Genomic DNA, 18,434 nt, shown 5'->3' on the forward strand with positions numbered 1-18,434 from the left:
AATGAAGGGGTTAAAAAAGGTATTGGCTGTTTTGGTGTCGGGGGTTCTTGCGGCAGGGGTTTGTGCATGCGGCCCCACAGAAGAAAAAGCCCAGGGAGAAACGCCGGTTATTACTTGGTATGTGCCGGGCGGACAGCAAAGCGATTTGTCAAGTGTACTGGAGGCGATCAATAAGATTACGGTGGAAAAAATTGGGGCGTCGGTAGATTTGCAAATTGTGGATACCGGCGCATATCAGGACCGTATGACCATGATGATTGGTGCAAATGACGATTTTGATCTGTGTTTTACCTCAGACTGGATCAATATTTTCAGCAGAAATGCAAGTCGAGGTGCATATCTGTCACTGAATGAAATGCTGGAAAAACAAAGCGGACTAAAAGATACGGTACCGGAGTATCTCTGGACAGCTGCAACCATCAATGGAGAGATTTATGCGGTGCCTAATGTTCAGATGGAGTTCACACAAACCTCATTGTGTATTTTGAAAAGTCTTGCGGACAAATATCATCTGGATACAGACGCCATTACAAAAGTCGACGATATAGAGCCGTTTCTTGAGCAGGTAAAGCAGGGAGAAACAGGGATTTATCCCATCAAGATTGGTTTGTCGCTGTTTACCAATCCAATCATGGAAAAAATTTCTGAAACGCAAATTGCCATACGGAAAGATACCGGAGAATGCGTGATTTATTGTGAACAGCCTGAATATTTGGCATCTGCCAAAACGATTCATGAGTGGTACAAAAAGGGATACGTCCGGGGAGATATAGCCAGCGTGACAGATGATTCTCAGGAAAAAAATGCTGGAAAGTATGCGGTTTGGGAAGAACAGTATAAACCGGGTGCAGAAGCGGAAATCAAGGCAAGACTTGGAGGCAAGGAAGTGGTTTTGATCCCGGTGGAAGAACCGTATTTGAAAGCAAATGCCGGTCAGCCTGCCATGACTGCTGTCGGAAGGAATGCGGCGCATCCGGAAAAAGCGCTGGAACTTTTGGAATTGGTGAATACGGATAAAGAACTTTACAATTTATTTGCATATGGCGTAGAAGGAAAACATTATACCAAAAATGAGGATGGCAAGGTCGTAATCAATCAAGAGGGCGGTTATACGTTAAACAGTGCGTGGATGTTTGGAAACCAGTTCAATGCTGATATTCAGGAAGGACAGGATGAAAATGTCTGGATCGAAACGGAAAAAATGAATAATTCGGCGCAGAGATCTCCTATTTTTGGGTTCCAGTTTAACACGGATTCGGTAAAAACAGAAATATCGCAGATTGCGTCGGTTGTAAAGGAATACAGTACAATGGACTTAGGCGCAGAGGACCCTGTTCCGATTTATGACGAATTCAAAACAAAAATGAATGCCGCCGGAATCAATACGGTCAAAGCGGAATTGGAAAAACAGCTGGACGAATGGAAATCAGGCAAATAGCTGCCTGCTTCTGAAAACACGATTGTAAGAAATCCGGTTACATACATTGTTCTGAACAAAAGAGTTTTCGCAAGGTGAAATATAAGAGCAAAGAGAGGAGATACTATGAAGCGGCATAGAAATGGTTTTGGATGGTTCCTGGCAGTCCTGTTTCTTTGCGTGATAGGAAACATTGCGGTGTGTCATGCTTCTGCAATTGAAATTTCGGGAGATATGCGGGATGTGGTTTTGATAAAAGCAGACAGTGATTATGCTTATGTTCGGGGAATTCGGACGGAATATCCCGGCGCTGTCAAGGAAAGCGGAACAACATATCTTCCTGTACGATTTTTGGCGGAAAGTTTTCTTGCACCCGTTGCGTGGAATGATGCAAATCAAGAAGCCACTGTTTTTTATCTGCATTATGAAATAATCTGCAAACCGGGAGCAGATGAAATAATAAAAGCGGATTATGCACATGATACCTTTGATCAGATTGCGCTGCCAGCGCCTGTCATGATGCTAAACGAGATGGTCTATATTCCCGCAGAGGCATTTTCTGCTGCCACCGGAATTGCATACCGCACAGCGGGAGAAAATTATATTTTATTTGGTGACGGCGCTCTGATGGAACAGGCAGCGCTGACAGAGGAAACGCTGGCGGGATTTCAGCCTTTGTTTGAAGGAGAGTTTGATGCGGATGCTGTGATGAAAAGATTTTATGTGGATCCGGTCAACGGCCGGGATTCCAATGCCGGCAGCAGCGACAGCCCTTTGCGTACCATAGGGGCCGCAAAAGCGATCGTGAGACAATATAAGGCCGCCAATTCCATGACCGGAAATATTGAGGTCATTCTGCGGGGCGGAGAATACCTCCTGGACAGCACAATTAAATTTGATGCAGGAGACAGCGGCGAAAACGGTTATCGCATCCGATATATGGCGTATCCAGGCGAAACACCGGTCATCAATGGCGGCGAGGAAGTGCATGGCTGGGAGCTCTATCGTGACGGAATCTACCGTGCTTATATCGGTACCGGACGCAAAACGGATATTTTATCGGAAAATGGTGCTTTTTGTACCAAGGCACGCTATCCCAATGAGGGCTATAGCACTGCGGTTCTGGGGGCCGACGGACTTTCTGTCAACAGCTTTGGATTCAAAGGAGAAGATGTCCCTAAAGTCGAAAATGTAAATGATATGGTGGTTTCTGTCTGGGCAGGCGGTGATGAAGGTATCCACAACTGGTTTCAGGATTATTTAAGTGCCAGAGAGGTGGATTTTGAAACGCATACCATTCGCATGACGGGAAAGGCGAGCGAAAATATCGGCCCCGGATCCAGATATTTTTTAGAAGGCTGTCTGGAATTTTTGGATTCACCGGGTGAATTTTATGTCAATCCGGAAGAAGGATATATTTATTATTATCCGATCAACGAAAATATCACGGAGCAAAATATTATTATGCCGGCGGCGGGAACCATTTTTAATTTGGGCGGTTCCAATCCGGATAAGTGTGTTTCTGCTTTGGATTTTGTGGGATTGACCATCTCCAATACAGACCGGGGGCAAAATGGGTTTACCATGGTGAACGCCGCCGATATACGTATTGAAAAATGTCATATTTTAAATATTGGTCAAAAAGGAATCTTTGCCAACGGAGATATTCAGGATATTCAGGTCAAAAATTGTCTGTTTGAGCAAATCGGCGAAGATGCGATACATTTTCATGGAACCACTATTTCGGCAGAAGACGTGAATAAATATAACACGGTTGTTGGCAATCGGCTGGATAAATTGGGTGTGATTTACGGGGCGGCAAATCCCATCTGGGCCAATCAGAGCGATTATAATTATATTGCAAATAACGTCGTCTCTAACAGTTCACGGTTTGGCATTGAGGTCAGCGGCAATAAGGTGGACGCAGCCGCCGCAATGTATTCTACCGATTGGCTGGGCTATACCATCACTTATGATCAATGGCCGGACTATGTGCACGGAAAGGGAAATGTCATTGAAAATAATGAAATTTATTTGGCTTATAACGATTCCCAGGACTGCGGCGCAATTTATCTGTGGTGTGCCGGTGACGGGAATGTCGTCCGTGGAAATCAAATCCATGACTGCACGGTAGAATTTTCATATTGTTTCCCATTGTATTTAGATGACGGATCAGATAAAACCATTGTATATGATAATGTAGTTTATCAGAATCAGAACAGACCGTCAGAGGGGGAAATCAATGGAGTGTTCTGCTTAAAGGGCCGGGATTGTGTCGCTTACAATAATATAGCAGTCAACAATCAGCAATATGACGGTGCAAATCAGGATTTTCGCACCATTATGACCTTCCCTATGTCTATCACAGAAAATGACCGCATTACGGTAAAAGGCAATATTTTCTATAACAGCGGCGAAAGATTTATGGCTGCGGTCCGGCAAGGATTTTCTGGGAATTATGACTTTGTTGCCGAGTTGGATAATCCGGTCACCACCCGTTTTAAAGAAGTGGATAATAATATGTATTATAATGAAAACGGAAATTATCGGCCGGAAATGGGCGGTGTGGATTTGGCAGGCGTCGAAGGTTGGCTGAATTGGCAAGGCGGCAAATATGATCAGCACAGTACCTTTGGAGAAGATCCCAGATTTTGGAATGTTGACGGGGGAGATTATCGGCTGCACTATTTATCTCTGGCATATGGCATGGGATTCCGTGATATTGATTTTGCTTCCAATGGATTAACGGCAGAGTATCCATTTGCGGATCTCAATGATCCCTTAAAGGCTGTTTTTATCACAGATGATGCAACCGGGCAAAACAGTTTTGTTTCCCTTGCCTCTGGCAAGCAGACGCATCTTTCCGTTCTTTTGCGCTCAGAAAAAGGATATGTACTTCCGGCTGAGCAAGCACAAATTTACTGGAGCAGTGATAATGAAGCCGCAGCAGTTGTGGATCAGTATGGAACGGTGACTGCGATGGAAGAAGGCGCTGCACTGATTACCGTGAAAGCGGTCTATCACGAGAAAGAGGTTTCCAGTCAGTTTTATGTTCTTTCCGGAGAAAGAACCCAGGAAGTAACCATGTCCTTAAATGCCGAGGGGTATGCGCCGGGTAAGCAGAAAACAGCGGTTGTCCGTGCGGTAACCAGTATGGGGAGAAGTTATGTGCCAGAATCCAGAGCCCTGCGTTTTATGTCCTCAGATGCTTCGGTTGCATCTGTCAACGCTTATGGGACGGTTACCGGGATCTCGCCTGGTACTGCAGAGATTACAATGGAGTATGAGGAAGATGGCCAGCTCTTTACCCAGAGCCAGACGATAACAGTAAAAGAGTCGCTCTTCCGTGAGGCAAAAATTTCTCTTTCGGCAAAGACGGCTAAAATAGGTGAACAGGTTCAGTTAACGATTGTACCGCAAAATGAGGCAGGGGAAGCATATCCGGTTTCAGAACTCAGCGTCAGCATAACCGGCAATCCGTCTTCGCTTACTGTGACGGAGATTACCCCCGGTGTTTATGGCTTAGCGTTCCCGGAAGAAGCAGTAGCAACGGCGGAAGTTCTGATTGTGGGAGATGGAGTTACCCAAACAGAAACGGTGCAGTTTACCGTTTTGGACGAAGACAATCTGGATGATCGATGGAATATTTCTTTCTATGACAGCGGAACAAAGGGCAGTGTGAAGGTTTCTCAAAATGGCATGTTCCGTTTTGAAACTAACGGGATCAATATTTGGAATCAGGCGGATTCCGCATCCTTTGCATATCAGAAGGTGAGTCTGGATCCTGAAAATCCCAGAGCAGAAATCATTGCGCAGATCGACGTTTGGCCCGGAAAGACTTGGGAAGATGGAGAAACCTGTATTTCTCATATGGGCATTATGATGAGAGATGCAGATAATGCAGCCGCTAAAAATTATTCCCTGCGGTATTCCCAGGAAGGGTTCCTCCGTGCAACCTGGCGGGAGAATACAGGCGGCGAAAGCGGATATGCGGCACCTCCGGATATGATGGCGCCTCTGTGGCTTCGCATTGTGAGAGATGGCAATACGTATACAAGTTACTATAAAAAAACAGAGGCCGACAGCTGGTCCCTTGCTAATACCAAAACCATGGAAATGGGAACGGATATGTATATTGGATTGACAGGGTATACGGGCGATCAAAACCGCACTGCCGGAATGGCAGGAAAAGTCATAATACATACCGGAGACGAAGTGACTTCCGGCGGAACAGCAGAAGCAGAGCCTGTCATTTTTGAAGTGTCAGATGAGCTGAAAAACTTTGCTCCGTTTGCGGAAAAAGATACACTGAATGTCGTTTATCTTGGTGGATCCATTACAGAAGGCGCAGGTGCGTCTTCCAAGGAAAATTGCTGGGCAAGTCTTGTGACGGAATTCTTCAAGCAGGCATATCCGGATAAGACCATTCATGGTATCAATGCGGGCGTGGGCGGTACAGGCTCGGATTATGGATTGCTTCGCCTGGATACAGATGTGATCGCCAAAGATCCCGATTTGGTCTTTGTAGAATTTGCTGTCAACGATACCGGTTATGATAAGAGAGCGGTTCAGCGGCAGATGGAAGGGATCGTAAGACAATTGCAAAAAATGGAGGAACCCCCGATCATTGTTTTCCTTTACACTACAACAAATCAATTTATTTCTTATGCGGAAATACACCAGGAGGTAGCAGATTTTTATGGCATCCCGTCTATCAACTTAAAAGCATATCTGCGGGATGAGGTATCCAACGGAAATATAAAAACGACAGATTTCCTGACAGACGGCGTGCATCCAAACGATGCGGGATACCGGCTTTATGCGGACTTTATTGTGGATAAGCTGAATCAGCCGGCAATCTATTTGAAACAGTCAAACATTCGCAGCGATTCTCTGACAGATTATTATGATTTTTCCGCACGAAGCATTACGGCAGACAGCGGGAAGAATATGAAAGGCTGGACCAAACTGGAAAACGGAGCGATTGAGACCAATGAGGCAGGCGCAGAAGTGACGTTTAGTTTCAGCGGCAGTGTATTTGCGCTCCAGGGCAGAATCGGAAACAACAAGGGCAAGATGACCTTGTCCATTGATGGTACGGAGTATCCGATTAACAATTATTATGCCACCGTGGATAATCAACTGGTTATTTTGTTCAAAACGTTTGATTTGAGCAGCGGAAACCATACGGCAAAAATTGTTACAAGTGCAGGCACAAATGGTAGTCACAACTGTTTGGACCGTATTTTTGTGGAGAAGTAGCATAGGAAAACGAGTGTAAATCAAAAATCAAAGGAGGGAACTTTAGTGAAAAGATGTTTGTGCTTGATTTTAGGTATGTTGATGGTAATGCTGTGTATCCCCATTTCCATCTCGGCAGCAAATGTGACGCCTGATATTGGAGAAAACGCACTGGTTTCGGCACAGATGGGCAAGATTGTATTTACCATGGATCAGCCGGCGGAGGAGGGCGTTTTGAGTAATGATTCCGTTGTGCTTCAGGCAGACGGCATACAGATTCCGGTGGCAGTGGAGTATACGGCGGGAGAAACGGAATTTACAGTTCGGTTCGGCGAACTTCCAGAAAATGCGGAATGTATTCTGACACTTCCAAGCGGTATTATGGTAAATGGAAGCCAGACCTTGCAATTTATTACCAAGCCTATGCTGCATCAAACGGTGATAGGCCCTGAATCAAATAAAACCGGAAACAACGCCAGTGCCTCTTTTGTAGAGGCATCCGGCGATGATCCGGCGTATATCCAAATGCAGGGGAATTTTGCCGCTGGCGGCGTGGATTTTGCTTTGGAGGCACCAATTGGAAAAGTGGCGGAATCTTTTTATACCGATTTGCGTATCCGGATTCCCAGCACTTCTACAGAAACCAACTGCAGTATTGGTTTACAGATACAGAATGGGTATGATATCAATGGCGGCGCTTCCGGTAACTGGAAGTGGCCGGTGCGCTATCGTGCGTGGGATCAGGATGGGATCAAATGGCGTCTTTGGGCAGATAAGTTTGTTTCTCATGAGGCAGAAATTGATCAATGGCAGGATATTCGCATGGTGTTTAATAAAAATGCCGAAGGATATTATCAGACTGACTGGTACATGAAAAATGCAGACCAGGATATCTATGAATGTATCACCAAGAATGCTGAAACCAATATTTCCTATGAGGGAATTATTAAACTGAAAGAAATGGAAAATATGTATCTGAAAATGCAGGAGGGGAAAACCGGCCTTGGCATTGCGGATGTGGCAAAGTGGGAAATTCATTGGGGCGGTACGGAAGGATTGACCCCATATGTTTTAAAAACGGCAGTAAATGCACAATCCGTAGATATTTATATGTCACGGAGCTTGAACGAGAATACGGTTGTGCCGGAAAACATTCAGGTCAATGGCAAAACCCCCGGAAGCGTTTATTATGATGAGACGGAAAGGAAGATCACCGTTACTTCGGATGAAGAAATTCAGAGAGTGTATCTCTCTTCATTAATCGCAGCAGCAGACGGAATGCCGGCAGCAGAGGAAGAAATTCTGGTGGGTGCAGTGCTTGGCATTTATAGTTCGGTTGCCAGCGGCAGTGAAATTCCTGCTACGCAGGGTCAGATTGTTTTGACCGCTTCTGACCGCTTAGATCCATCCACTGTGACAGAGGATAATGTGCGTTTTACGAAAGGAGATGGCAGCCCTGTTAAGGGTGGCTATGGGCTGACTATTCTGGATGATGGGAAGTCTTTGGTTCTGGAGTATGGGGATTTGGAAGAAAATCAGGATTATAAAATTGTGGTAAATAATGCAGTGATGAGCATGGACGGAAAGCAGTCCGTAGGATTGCAGGTAAACCTTAAAACGCAGACGGCGTTTCATATCCAGGACATTCAAAGCAATCCCGGCAATGCTTCCACCGGAGGACAAGGCAGTATTTCTTACGTACAGGCCGCAGGAGAAGATCCGGATTATCTGCGCTTGCAAGTAGATTTTACTTCAATCGGAGGGAGCGAAGCGTATTTAGTAAGCAGTCAAACTTATACCAAGCCTTTTTATACGGATTTTACAGTCAGAATCCCGGATGAATCAGAAGAGATAACAACCAATATTGGATTTCAGTATAAAGATGCCATACCTGCCGACGGACCAAACTGGAGATGGCCTATCCGGGCCAAATCGCCCAATGGATATGCTTGGAATATATACGGAGACGGAAGCATTACCACTCCGATTACTGGCGACTGGCAGGATATGCGGCTGCTGTTTACCAAAAATGAAGCAGGAAATTATCGTATGGACTGGTTCGTCAAAAACAAAGGAGAGAATAAATATTCTATTCTTGCAGAAAACGAAAAACCAATTCCAGACAGCAATGAGCTCAGCGGAATGACCAATCTTTACCTGAAATTGGGAGAGGGAAAGAGTGCAAAAGCCATTGCAGATGTGGCAAGCTGGCAGGTGTATCCTCTGGGCAATGGCGGCATGAACCCGAAGGTAATCAAAGCTGCCTATGCGTCTGAGCAGGCGGTGCTTTCGGTGAGCCGTGATTTGGATGAGAGCACAGTAAACAGCACCAATGTACTTGCGTATCAAGGTACGGAACGTATTCCTGTTCAGGTGGATTATGATGCGGAAAACAGGCAGATTATTCTGACCGGATCCAATATTACCAGAGCAAAAGTGACTGCCGCAGTGCTTTCGGCAGACGGCATGCCGTTTGCGGCGGATCCGTCCAGTCTGTCGGTGAAAGAGGCATCCATTGCAAATGGGGCGTCTGTTTCCCCCATGCTTGGAGAAATTGATTTGTTTATTAATGGCGTGCTGGATACCCAAACTTTAACAAAAGATACCGTGAAATTAAGCACGGCAAATGGAAAACCTGTGTGCGGCGGATATGTGTTTCAATATGAAGCGGCCTCGAAAAAGTTAAAGATTCAATTCGGGGAGCTGGATGCGGGCGAAACGTATCGGTTGGAAGTGACCGATGGCCTGATGAGCCCCGATGGCGATATTATGGACATATATACCTTGAACTTTACAACCAAAACACCGCTGTTTTCTCAGGAAATCAAAGAAAATCCATCAAACTATGAAAGAAAAGGACCGCAGGAAGGAGATTTGATTTATACGGCGTCCAGCGCTTCCTCTCCGGCCTATCTGCGAATGAGCACGCCGCTTTATGGAGGCCAGTCCGGGAATCTGCCGGATAATGCACTGACCTTGTATAAGGCCATAGACGAGAGTTTTTATACCGATTTGATCTTGCGCGTTCCGGAAGAATCTACAGGGAATTTCAATATCATGTTCCAAATGCAGAATGCGTGGGCACCTGCCCTAGACAGAAATGTTCATGGATGGGAAACGTTGATGAGGGATCAAAATGGTTACTGGAATTTGCATAATGCCGAATCAGAGGACCAAACGTATCCTGTGACAAAAGAAAAATGGGAATATTTCAGAATCTTGTATGAAAAGGATGAAAATGGGGCATATCAGACATCTTTCCTGGTGCAGGATGATAACGGCGTGTACCGGCCAAAAGCGGAAAAGGTTCCATTTAGCGGTGATCAAGTCGGGAAAATGGAGAATTTCTTTTTGAAACAGCAAACTTTGGGATGGACGACTGGAACGGCTGTCATTGATATTGCCAAATGGGATATGCTGCCGCTTGACGGGGCTTTGACATTGGCACCTGCCGTTTTAACAGCGGAATATGCGCCCGACATGGTAAAGGTGATTTTTACCCGTGATATGAATCCTGCATCTTTTGAAGGAAAGGTTTCGGCCTTCAATTCCTATGGAGATCCTCTCAGCTTTAGTACGTCTTACAGCGAAGCTGACCGCACGCTGACCATAACCGGTGCTAACATCAGCAGTGTTGATTTTGCCAGTGGAATTGCTTCGGCAGATGGCATGCCGTTTGAAAAAGCCACAGTGCAAAAGCCGGCAGAGTATATCGTTTCTGAATTGGGGATCACCAATGGAAAAGGCGGGGAAAATGTTTTGCAGATTGCGGGGCTTACTCAGGCAAACGGTAGTGTATCTATAGAAAACAACCGTGAAGAAGCCATGACCGTTACCTTAATCATTGCTTTATATGGAAAAGACAAACAGCTGAAACAGTTTGATTATCAAACCAAAACCATTGCGGGGCAAACCAAAGACTATTTAAACGACGCCGCCCTGGAAGCGATTATACCCGTTGAGGGAGATTTTATCCGTGTATATATTTGGAACGGAGAAATCACGGAGGCCGTTCCGCTTGCCAAACCGGTAAATTTGCCGTATAGCATATAGCATCCGGCAGGAGACGGCGGGTCAATCCCGCTGTCTCCTGGAGCTGTGAAAGATGCGGAAAGGAAGGGATCTTACATTGAAAAAAACAGGCATCATTTTTTTGATAATTTTCAGTTTTTTGCTAACCTGCCTCAACATGAATCCAGCCTTTGGGGAATTGCTTATCAGTAATGGAAGCCAGGGTCTTGCTATGTATACGGAAGATGGAATATCATATCTGCGGTTAGAAACGGAACAAAAGGCCAGCGGGGATGAGAGCAAAGTGACAGAGCATATCAATACCTCAGGAACTTTTTATGTTGATTTGCAGCTTCGGATACCGGAAGAATCAACGGCAGCCCTCAGCGTATTTCTTCAGCTGCAGCATGCTACTACCACGAATGGCCAAGTTGACTGGATCATGGTGGCACAAGCGAGAGATGGATCGTGGAGTATTAACAACAACGGGAAAGGCAGTATGGCCTTTCAGGTAATGGAAGGAATCATGCCTACCACATGGTATACCATGCGGATCATTTTTGAAAAAGGGGAAGACGGGTACTATCATGTGATCTGGAACCGGCTGGTTTCGGGTATCTATCAGGAATTGGGAAGATTTGACCTTTTGGACGGAAATGTAACGGCGATTGATTCTGATATCTATTTGAAACAGCAGGCAATGAGCGGAGATTTCGGAACAGGAGTGAAAGCGGTTTGTGATATTGCACAGTTTTCTGTAAAAAGCGGCGATCCGAGCGAGGACAACAGCCAGATCGAACAAGCTGTTGGTTCTATGGAACTTTTTGGCGATGTAAAAAGTGATGCCAAACGGGATACCTATGCTTTGCTGTATGATCTTGGTATGATACAGATTTATGAAGACGGAACGGTCCGCGAGGAAGAGTATTTGACTCGTGGAAATGAAGCCCTTGCCCTTTCTGTATTATACGGTCTGGATACGGCAAGCTATCAGGCCATGGATTCGCCGTATCAGGATATTCCGGCAACCGATCCGCAAAAAGGGGCGTGCCTTGCTGCGGAAGCAGCCGGCCTTTTGACCACCAATAATCCCGGAATGTTTGGCATAGCGGATCCGGTATCTTGGGAAGAGCTTATCACGCATCTTTTAAATGTACTGGGGTATAAAGATATGCTGGACGATACAGACGCCGGCATACAGGAATATGTTTCACAAGCCAGAAAAATTGATTTGCTGCGTGGGGTGGATTTTCCTGCTGACGCCTCTGCTTTTGTAACACGTGGGGAGGCTGCCGCAATATTATCTAGTGCGATTCATATCGAGCCTATGAAAATGATTGCTATGGGAGAGCAGAATCAATACCAAATTTTAAAGGATACCAACGCCCTTGAGGAAAATGCAAATATTTACCAAAAACGAGGGGTATTAGACGCCAATGCAAAAACAGGCCTGTTGGTATATGATCCTGGTCTGAAAGAGAATGAAGTCACCATTGATGGAGAAAGATATTCTGCCGGAAGCAGTAATGCCGCTGATTTTTTGGGGCAGGAAGTTCAGTTTTATTACCGTTATGATGAGGCGTCTGGAGTTCGTACGATTTTACATATCCAAACGGAAAAGCAGGTTAGAATCAAAGAATTTACCAACCGGGATATTATACAAATCAGCAGTACAGAGATTCTTGTTCAGGAAGAAACCAGAACCAAGTCGTATCCTTACAGCAGTGCAACCCACATTGTTTATAATTACAAATTGGCAGGGAGCATTGCTTCTTTGTCTCAGCTGATTGGAAATTTGGAAGAATTTAACGGAAGAATTATCTGGATCTGCAATAGTTCAGGAGCGGCTGACACACTCCTGATTGAACAGTATAAAAATATTATGCTGGACGGATATAACCGTGCGGAACAGATGTTATACAATCAGTATGGAGAAAATATGGTTTTGCCTGAAAACGAGGCAGACGTCTATTGCCAGAAAAGCAACGGAAAAGCCGCAAAACTGGATGATTTAAAAAGGGGAGATCTCCTTTCTGTTTTGGTAAGCCGGCCCAATGCAAACGGGAAACAGATTGTTACCATCATACAGAATACGGAAAGTGTCAGCGGAGCGGAGGTAGAAAGCCTGCAGGGAGACGGAAATAATCAGACGATTAAGCTGAATGGAAGACTGTATTATATCGCACCGGAACTGCGGTCCGCAGCCCGGCCTGCAATGTCCCCTAATGATGAAGATACGGATGAAATGCGGCAGAAGGCAAGCCAATGGGCATACAGCGCTGGAACGGCGGCAGAATTTTTATTGGATGCAATGGGAAATGTTGCCGGCATTCGCAATCGTATTGTTACAGAAATTGGATTCATTGTCAAAATGGCAAAACGTGATGATGGGTTTGGAGTATACAATACAAAATTAAAGATATTTACTTCAGACGGCGATATGTTTGAAGGCAGTCTCAAAGACCGTATTATCATTGACGGAGTGCGCTATCAGGATTTGTCAAAGGCCAGCCAATATCTTGCAGATATCAAGGCGGCTTCTACGGTTATCCGCTTTCGGCGCACGCCGGAAGGAAAAATCAGTTTGATGGATACATACCAAACGCAGACAGGAGGAACCAATGATTGTCTGGTTCGGCTGATCAGCGGCAAACATGATTGGATGCGGCAAAGTTTAAGTGTTATGGGGAATAAAATAGCGATTGTCGGCGCCTATAATTTTTTGATTCCGCATGTTGGATCATCTTTATATGAGGATGATACCATGTTCCAAAACAAGAAATTGGAAGACTATTTGATGTATGATGCGTATTCTTCCACGGGCTCTGGGGTGGTTATGGATCAGAACGCCGTTGTCAGCGGAATCGGTGCAGCAGATATTTTGGTGCAGTATTATAGAAACAGCGATCCGCAATGGGACACCTTCTTGATCAAAGATGTAATGCATGGGATTGATGAAAACGGTGAGGAAACCACAATGATTACCGCTTTTGTCAACGGCGGCGGAGAACAGAGTTATCAGCTTGGAAAAGATGTGAATTATAATTACAAACTGGCTCCCTTGCTGGAGCGGGGTGTGATAATCAATCCGGCTTATAACGCCAAAGGCGAGATTATGGACAATATCGGCAGACTCTACAATGGTGCCGGAAGCTATGCGCTGGTCAACAGCAAAGGGGAAGCTATCACCCAAGCCGCAGATGGAAGTGAAATTTCCAGCAACCTGAACAACACGGATAGTACCGGCGATTTAGAATATCGGAATATTTTAGGCGATATTATTCAGATGATGGATCAGCATCTGGTGATTCGGCTGACCAATGGAAACTATGAGGTCATTAATATTGGAACTGCTCCCGTATTTGTGGTCGATGAGAAGAATATTTATGCGGGAACGATCGGAGATTTAGCAAAGGGCAAGAGAATTTTTGTAACCATGGGAAAATCGCAGGTCAAAATGCTGGTGATTTATGAATAAGGAGAGAGTTTGATGAAAAAGCTTACTATGATTGTGACAATATTAGGTATTTGTCTGTTTTTTTCACTGACTGTATTTGGACAGGAGCCTGCGGCCAATTTTGAATTGATAAACTGGCAGCCAGATCAATATAATTTTGTTTCAGTAAGCGGACGCGGCAATGCGAACTGTCCGGAAGATGAAGCATCGTTGGTGATTTATCATCAAGAAACAAAAGAAGTTGTCTTTGCAGATCAACAGACGGTCGAGCCAGGAAAAAATTTTCAGTTTCATATTATGCCGATTACCGAAACGTTCCCGGAAGGTGTCTATGTGGTTCGTGTAAGCGGCGCCCTGTTGGGGACAGTAGTCAAAAACTTTTATCTTGCAGACAAAGACCGTGCGGCTGATATTTTGCAGCAGCTGGCTGAAACATCAGAAAGCCAGATGGATGTACTGCTTGCAACAAAAGCAGAGGACGGCCTGACTTATGGGGAGATTTTAGGCATAGATATGGAATCCTATGGGAAACTGGAAGATAAAAATATCTTATTTTCGCTGCTGGCAGAAGGAAATAAAGATTATATGCTGCCCGATGCGCCCGCACAGGAAGAAATCGATATGGCTATGAGCAAGTTAAAAAAACTTTATCAGGACGCCTATGCGATACAAAGCTGGCAAAATTCCCGTGGGGACGGGGAAGCACGGGCTTGGTGGATGACAGCGAACCAAACCAGCGTTTATGGCAGTGCCGCCTATGATCCCCGGTATGATCTGGACGGTGAAACCGACCCGCTGTCAGCGGCGGAGGATTTGAAAATGTCCTTGCAGAAGCGTGCGGCAGCACATCAGATTTTGGTTGATATGTGCAGTGCGGACGTTTCGGATAACGGCAGACGGGAAAAAGCATTTGCGGAAATTCTTTCTCAATTTCAAAATATAGATCAGCAGGGATATCTCACATGGAAGGCAGAAAGCTGGGAAACGCAAACCCTGACGGATTATTATCTGAGCGGGATCCGCAATCAGATCGTTGAAGGGCAGATTTTGGCAGCGGTGACAGGGCTGCCGCAGGGGTATGGCATGGAGCTTTTGGAGAATCCTCTGCTTTTTAATAAGCTAACAAAGTACAGCGTCCTTTCCGAAAGCAAAAAAGCCGCTGTCCTTTCCGCAGTCTGGGGAAAAGAATATGATAATTTGGAAAGTTTTATTTCCGCCGTAGAACAAAATGCCCAAAAGCAAAATCAGGGAGACGGCATATCCGGCGGAGGTACCGGAACCGGCGGCGGATCCGGTGGCAGAGGCGGTTTGACAGGAATCGGATCGGGAAACGGCGCTGTGATCACCACGGACGGTGGACAAAATCAAGAGACCAGCCAGCATTTTAATGATCTTGACAGTGTTGCATGGGCTGTTCCGGCGATTGAGGCTTTGTATGCCAAAGGTGTTGTTCAGGGATACGGCAACGGGGATTTTAAACCAAATTATGAAATCACTCGTGCGGAATTTGTCAAAATGTTAATGGAAGCGTTTGGATTGACCAATGACAATTCGGTATGCGACTTTCAGGACGTTGCCCCGGATGCCTGGTATTATGCATATGTGGCTTCTGCGGTACAGGCTGGCTTGGTAAATGGTGTAGGAGACGGACTTTTTGAACCGGAACGCACCATTACCCGAGAGGAAATATCTGCTGTGCTGTATCGTACTGCCGCAGTTTCCGGAAGAGAGATTCCGAGACAAACCGAATTGCATTTTTCTGACAGTGATGATATTGCTGAGTATGCCCGGGAGGCAGTGGCTTCTTTGACAGAAACAGGCATTATCAACGGAATGGGAGATGGTACCTTTGCACCACAGGAACCGGCTACCCGTGCGCAGGCGGCAAAGTTGATTTATGGATTGCTGCAAAAATAGGATAACGAAGGCATTTTGCTGATATTTGAGAGAAAAACAGGCTCTGTGTTGGTTTTGATTTACAGCGGAAATCAAGACGCACAGAGCCATAAAATTGGCCATACGGGCAAAGAAAACGGTAACAGCCCATGAGCAGAGAACAATCGGAGGAGAGGCTTATGAAGAACTGCAGAAGAAGCATCAAGCATTCGTTTTCAGGATCAGGACGGGAAACAACTTTTGGGTCAGCTTGCTTCGGAAACTCAAATCATCACTGCGTATATCGATGAGGAGATTTCCGGTCACTTGATTGCATGTGCTTATCGGCAAAAAAGGTTGGTGGGCTTTTTCACGACAGAAGTACATCAGGGAAGTAGTGTGATTTTTCATATTCCGGAGCAAGCGGATGAGGTGTGTTTTTTCCTGTGGGATGCAGAAATCAAAATGCTTCCTTTGCAGAATAAAATTACTTTTTTGCGCAGTACATAGGGGACATGAAAAATAGGGGAGGGTGTTTGCAGCCAGCAGGCACCGCTCTTTTTTGATATTAAAATATAAAAACAGATACAAACAAAGTGCGTTGACATGAAATATTTTTTATGCTATGTTAAAATATATGTAAGATAAAAATGAGGTTTATTTCATCTGATTCGTGGAACACTAAAAGAAATCGAAAGATATTTTTATAACAAAAGTGGTGATAAGACAGATTGCGTATGGAAAACAGAAGCTATGTTGCGATTGACTTAAAATCATTTTATGCTTCCGCCGAATGTGTGGAGCGAGGCCTTGATCCTTTGACAACCAATCTTGTGGTAGCCGACGAGAGTCGGACAACAAAAACCATTTGTCTTGCTGTTTCCCCATCATTAAAAGAATATGGATTGCCGGGACGGGCAAGGCTTTTTGAAGTAGTGCAAAAAATAAAAGAAGAAAATGCAAAACGTCGCCAATATGCGCCAGGAAGAAAATTAACGGGGGCTTCTTATGACGCATCCGCGCTAGGCCGATTTCCGGAGCTTGCAATTGATTATATTATTGCACCGCCGCGGATGGCACATTATATAGATGTCAGCGCAAAGATTTATCAAGTTTATCTCAAATATATTGCGCCAGAGGATATTCATGTCTATTCCATTGACGAAGTTTTTATGGATGTAACGAATTATCTGAAAAGTTATGCTTTAACCGCCAAGGAGCTTACAAGAAAAATGATTCTCGATGTGTATCAAACTACTGGCATTACCGCAACGGCAGGCATTGGCACCAATCTATATCTTTGTAAAGTTGCAATGGATATTGAGGCTAAGCATACACAGCCGGACCTAAACGGCGTCCGGATTGCTGAACTTGATGAAATAAGTTACCGCCATAAGCTGTGGAATCACCGCCCTTTAACTGATTTTTGGCGTGTTGGTAGAGGATATGCAACAAAATTGGAAGCATATGGTATGCGCACGATGGGAGACATCGCGCGGTGTTCCGTGGGAAAAAGCAGTACATTTTATAATGAGGAACTGCTTTATAAAATGTTTGGTATTAATGCGGAACTGCTTATTGACCATGCATGGGGCTGGGAATCTTGTACTATGGCAGATATTAAGGCCTATCAGCCATCTTCTAGCAGCCTGGGCTCGGGACAGGTCTTACACTGTCCTTATCCCTTTGATAAAGCAAAGCTGGTTGTACGTGAAATGACGGATTCGCTGGTGCTTGATTTAGTGGAAAAAGGTCTGGTAACCGATCAACTTACGCTTACCATAGGCTATGATAGCAAGAATCTGGAAAATGCAGAATGTGGAACAGAATACCGTGGTGCAGTGACAGCGGATTTTTACGGAAGAAAAATTCCCAGACATGCGCATGGAACGGTTTGCCTTAGAAAATATACTTCTTCCACACGACTGATATTAAAGGCAGTAACCGGGCTGTTTGATGAAATTGCAGATAAAAGCCTTTTGGTTAGGCGTCTCAATGTCACGGCGCATCATTTGAAAACAGAAGCCGCATGGACGACGGAACCACAGTATGAGCAGGTCGATTTCTTTACCGACACAGAAGAAGAACAACGAAGAAAGCAGTCGGAAGCGGTCAAGCTGGAGAGGGAGAAAAGGATACAAGAAGCGGTAATCCATATCAAAAAGCAATATGGCAAAAATGCTGTGTTAAAGGGTATGAATCTTCAGGAAGGAGCAACGGGAAGAGACAGGAACAATCAAATTGGTGGACATAAAGCATAAAAAATTGTAAAGTGTAATACAGAGGAATATGTATGAGAAAATGAATTGGACCATAATCAAAAAAGTAGACAGAGGAATGAGGAAAATAGGATAGCGGCAGTTTAGGGCTGCTTCCAGTATAACAGTTCAGCCTGATTGGGAGTAAGCATGCCAAGAGAGCCATGAGGGCGTC

Annotated in this window: 7 protein-coding genes; all 7 read left to right on the forward strand. The window is 45.0% G+C overall.

From position 1 onward, the window contains the following. The first annotated feature begins 1 nt into the window (after position 1). The 7 genes from INF28_RS10810 (at position 2) to INF28_RS10840 (ending at position 18,262) form a co-directional block, all read left to right on the forward strand. The gene (locus INF28_RS10810) at positions 2-1,438 is read left to right on the forward strand and encodes an ABC transporter substrate-binding protein (RefSeq protein WP_226393475.1); all 1,437 of its coding nucleotides are present in this window, start codon (positions 2-4) and stop codon (positions 1,436-1,438) included. Between the two features lie 105 nt (positions 1,439-1,543). Further along, positions 1,544-6,679, forward strand: a complete 5,136-nt coding sequence (locus INF28_RS10815) for a GDSL-type esterase/lipase family protein (RefSeq protein ID WP_226393476.1) — start codon at positions 1,544-1,546, stop codon at positions 6,677-6,679. 45 nt (positions 6,680-6,724) lie between these two features. Beyond that, positions 6,725-10,711 (forward strand): Ig-like domain-containing protein, encoded by a 3,987-nt coding sequence (locus tag INF28_RS13030; protein WP_226393477.1) that lies wholly within the window; start codon positions 6,725-6,727, stop codon positions 10,709-10,711. Positions 10,712-10,811: 100 nt separating this feature from the next. Then, positions 10,812-14,147, forward strand: coding sequence for a hypothetical protein (locus tag INF28_RS10825; protein ID WP_226393478.1), 3,336 nt, complete (start codon positions 10,812-10,814; stop codon positions 14,145-14,147). Between the two features lie 12 nt (positions 14,148-14,159). Next, positions 14,160-16,043 carry an S-layer homology domain-containing protein gene (locus tag INF28_RS10830; protein WP_226393479.1) on the forward strand — a complete coding sequence of 628 codons (1,884 nt, stop codon included), beginning with the start codon at positions 14,160-14,162 and terminating at the stop codon, positions 16,041-16,043. A gap of 219 nt (positions 16,044-16,262) precedes the next feature. Beyond that, positions 16,263-16,511 (forward strand): hypothetical protein, encoded by a 249-nt coding sequence (locus INF28_RS10835; protein ID WP_226393480.1) that lies wholly within the window; start codon positions 16,263-16,265, stop codon positions 16,509-16,511. 227 nt (positions 16,512-16,738) lie between these two features. Continuing rightward, positions 16,739-18,262: a Y-family DNA polymerase gene (locus INF28_RS10840; RefSeq protein WP_226393481.1), complete on the forward strand. Its 1,524-nt coding sequence runs from the start codon at positions 16,739-16,741 to the stop codon at positions 18,260-18,262. Positions 18,263-18,434: the final 172 nt, after the last annotated feature.

The sequence above is a fragment of the Ructibacterium gallinarum genome (assembly GCF_014982785.1).
Classification (GTDB): Bacteria; Bacillota; Clostridia; order Monoglobales; family Monoglobaceae; genus Ructibacterium; species Ructibacterium gallinarum.

Excerpts from the sequence above, each read along its gene's own strand:
- INF28_RS10830 (WP_226393479.1), top strand. The coding sequence starts at position 14,160 with ATGAAAAAGCTTACTATGATTGTGACAATATTAGGTATTTGTCTGTTT.
- INF28_RS10815 (WP_226393476.1), top strand. The coding sequence starts at position 1,544 with ATGAAGCGGCATAGAAATGGTTTTGGATGGTTCCTGGCAGTCCTGTTT.
- INF28_RS10840 (WP_226393481.1), top strand. The coding sequence starts at position 16,739 with ATGGAAAACAGAAGCTATGTTGCGATTGACTTAAAATCATTTTATGCT.
- INF28_RS10810 (WP_226393475.1), top strand. The coding sequence starts at position 2 with ATGAAGGGGTTAAAAAAGGTATTGGCTGTTTTGGTGTCGGGGGTTCTT.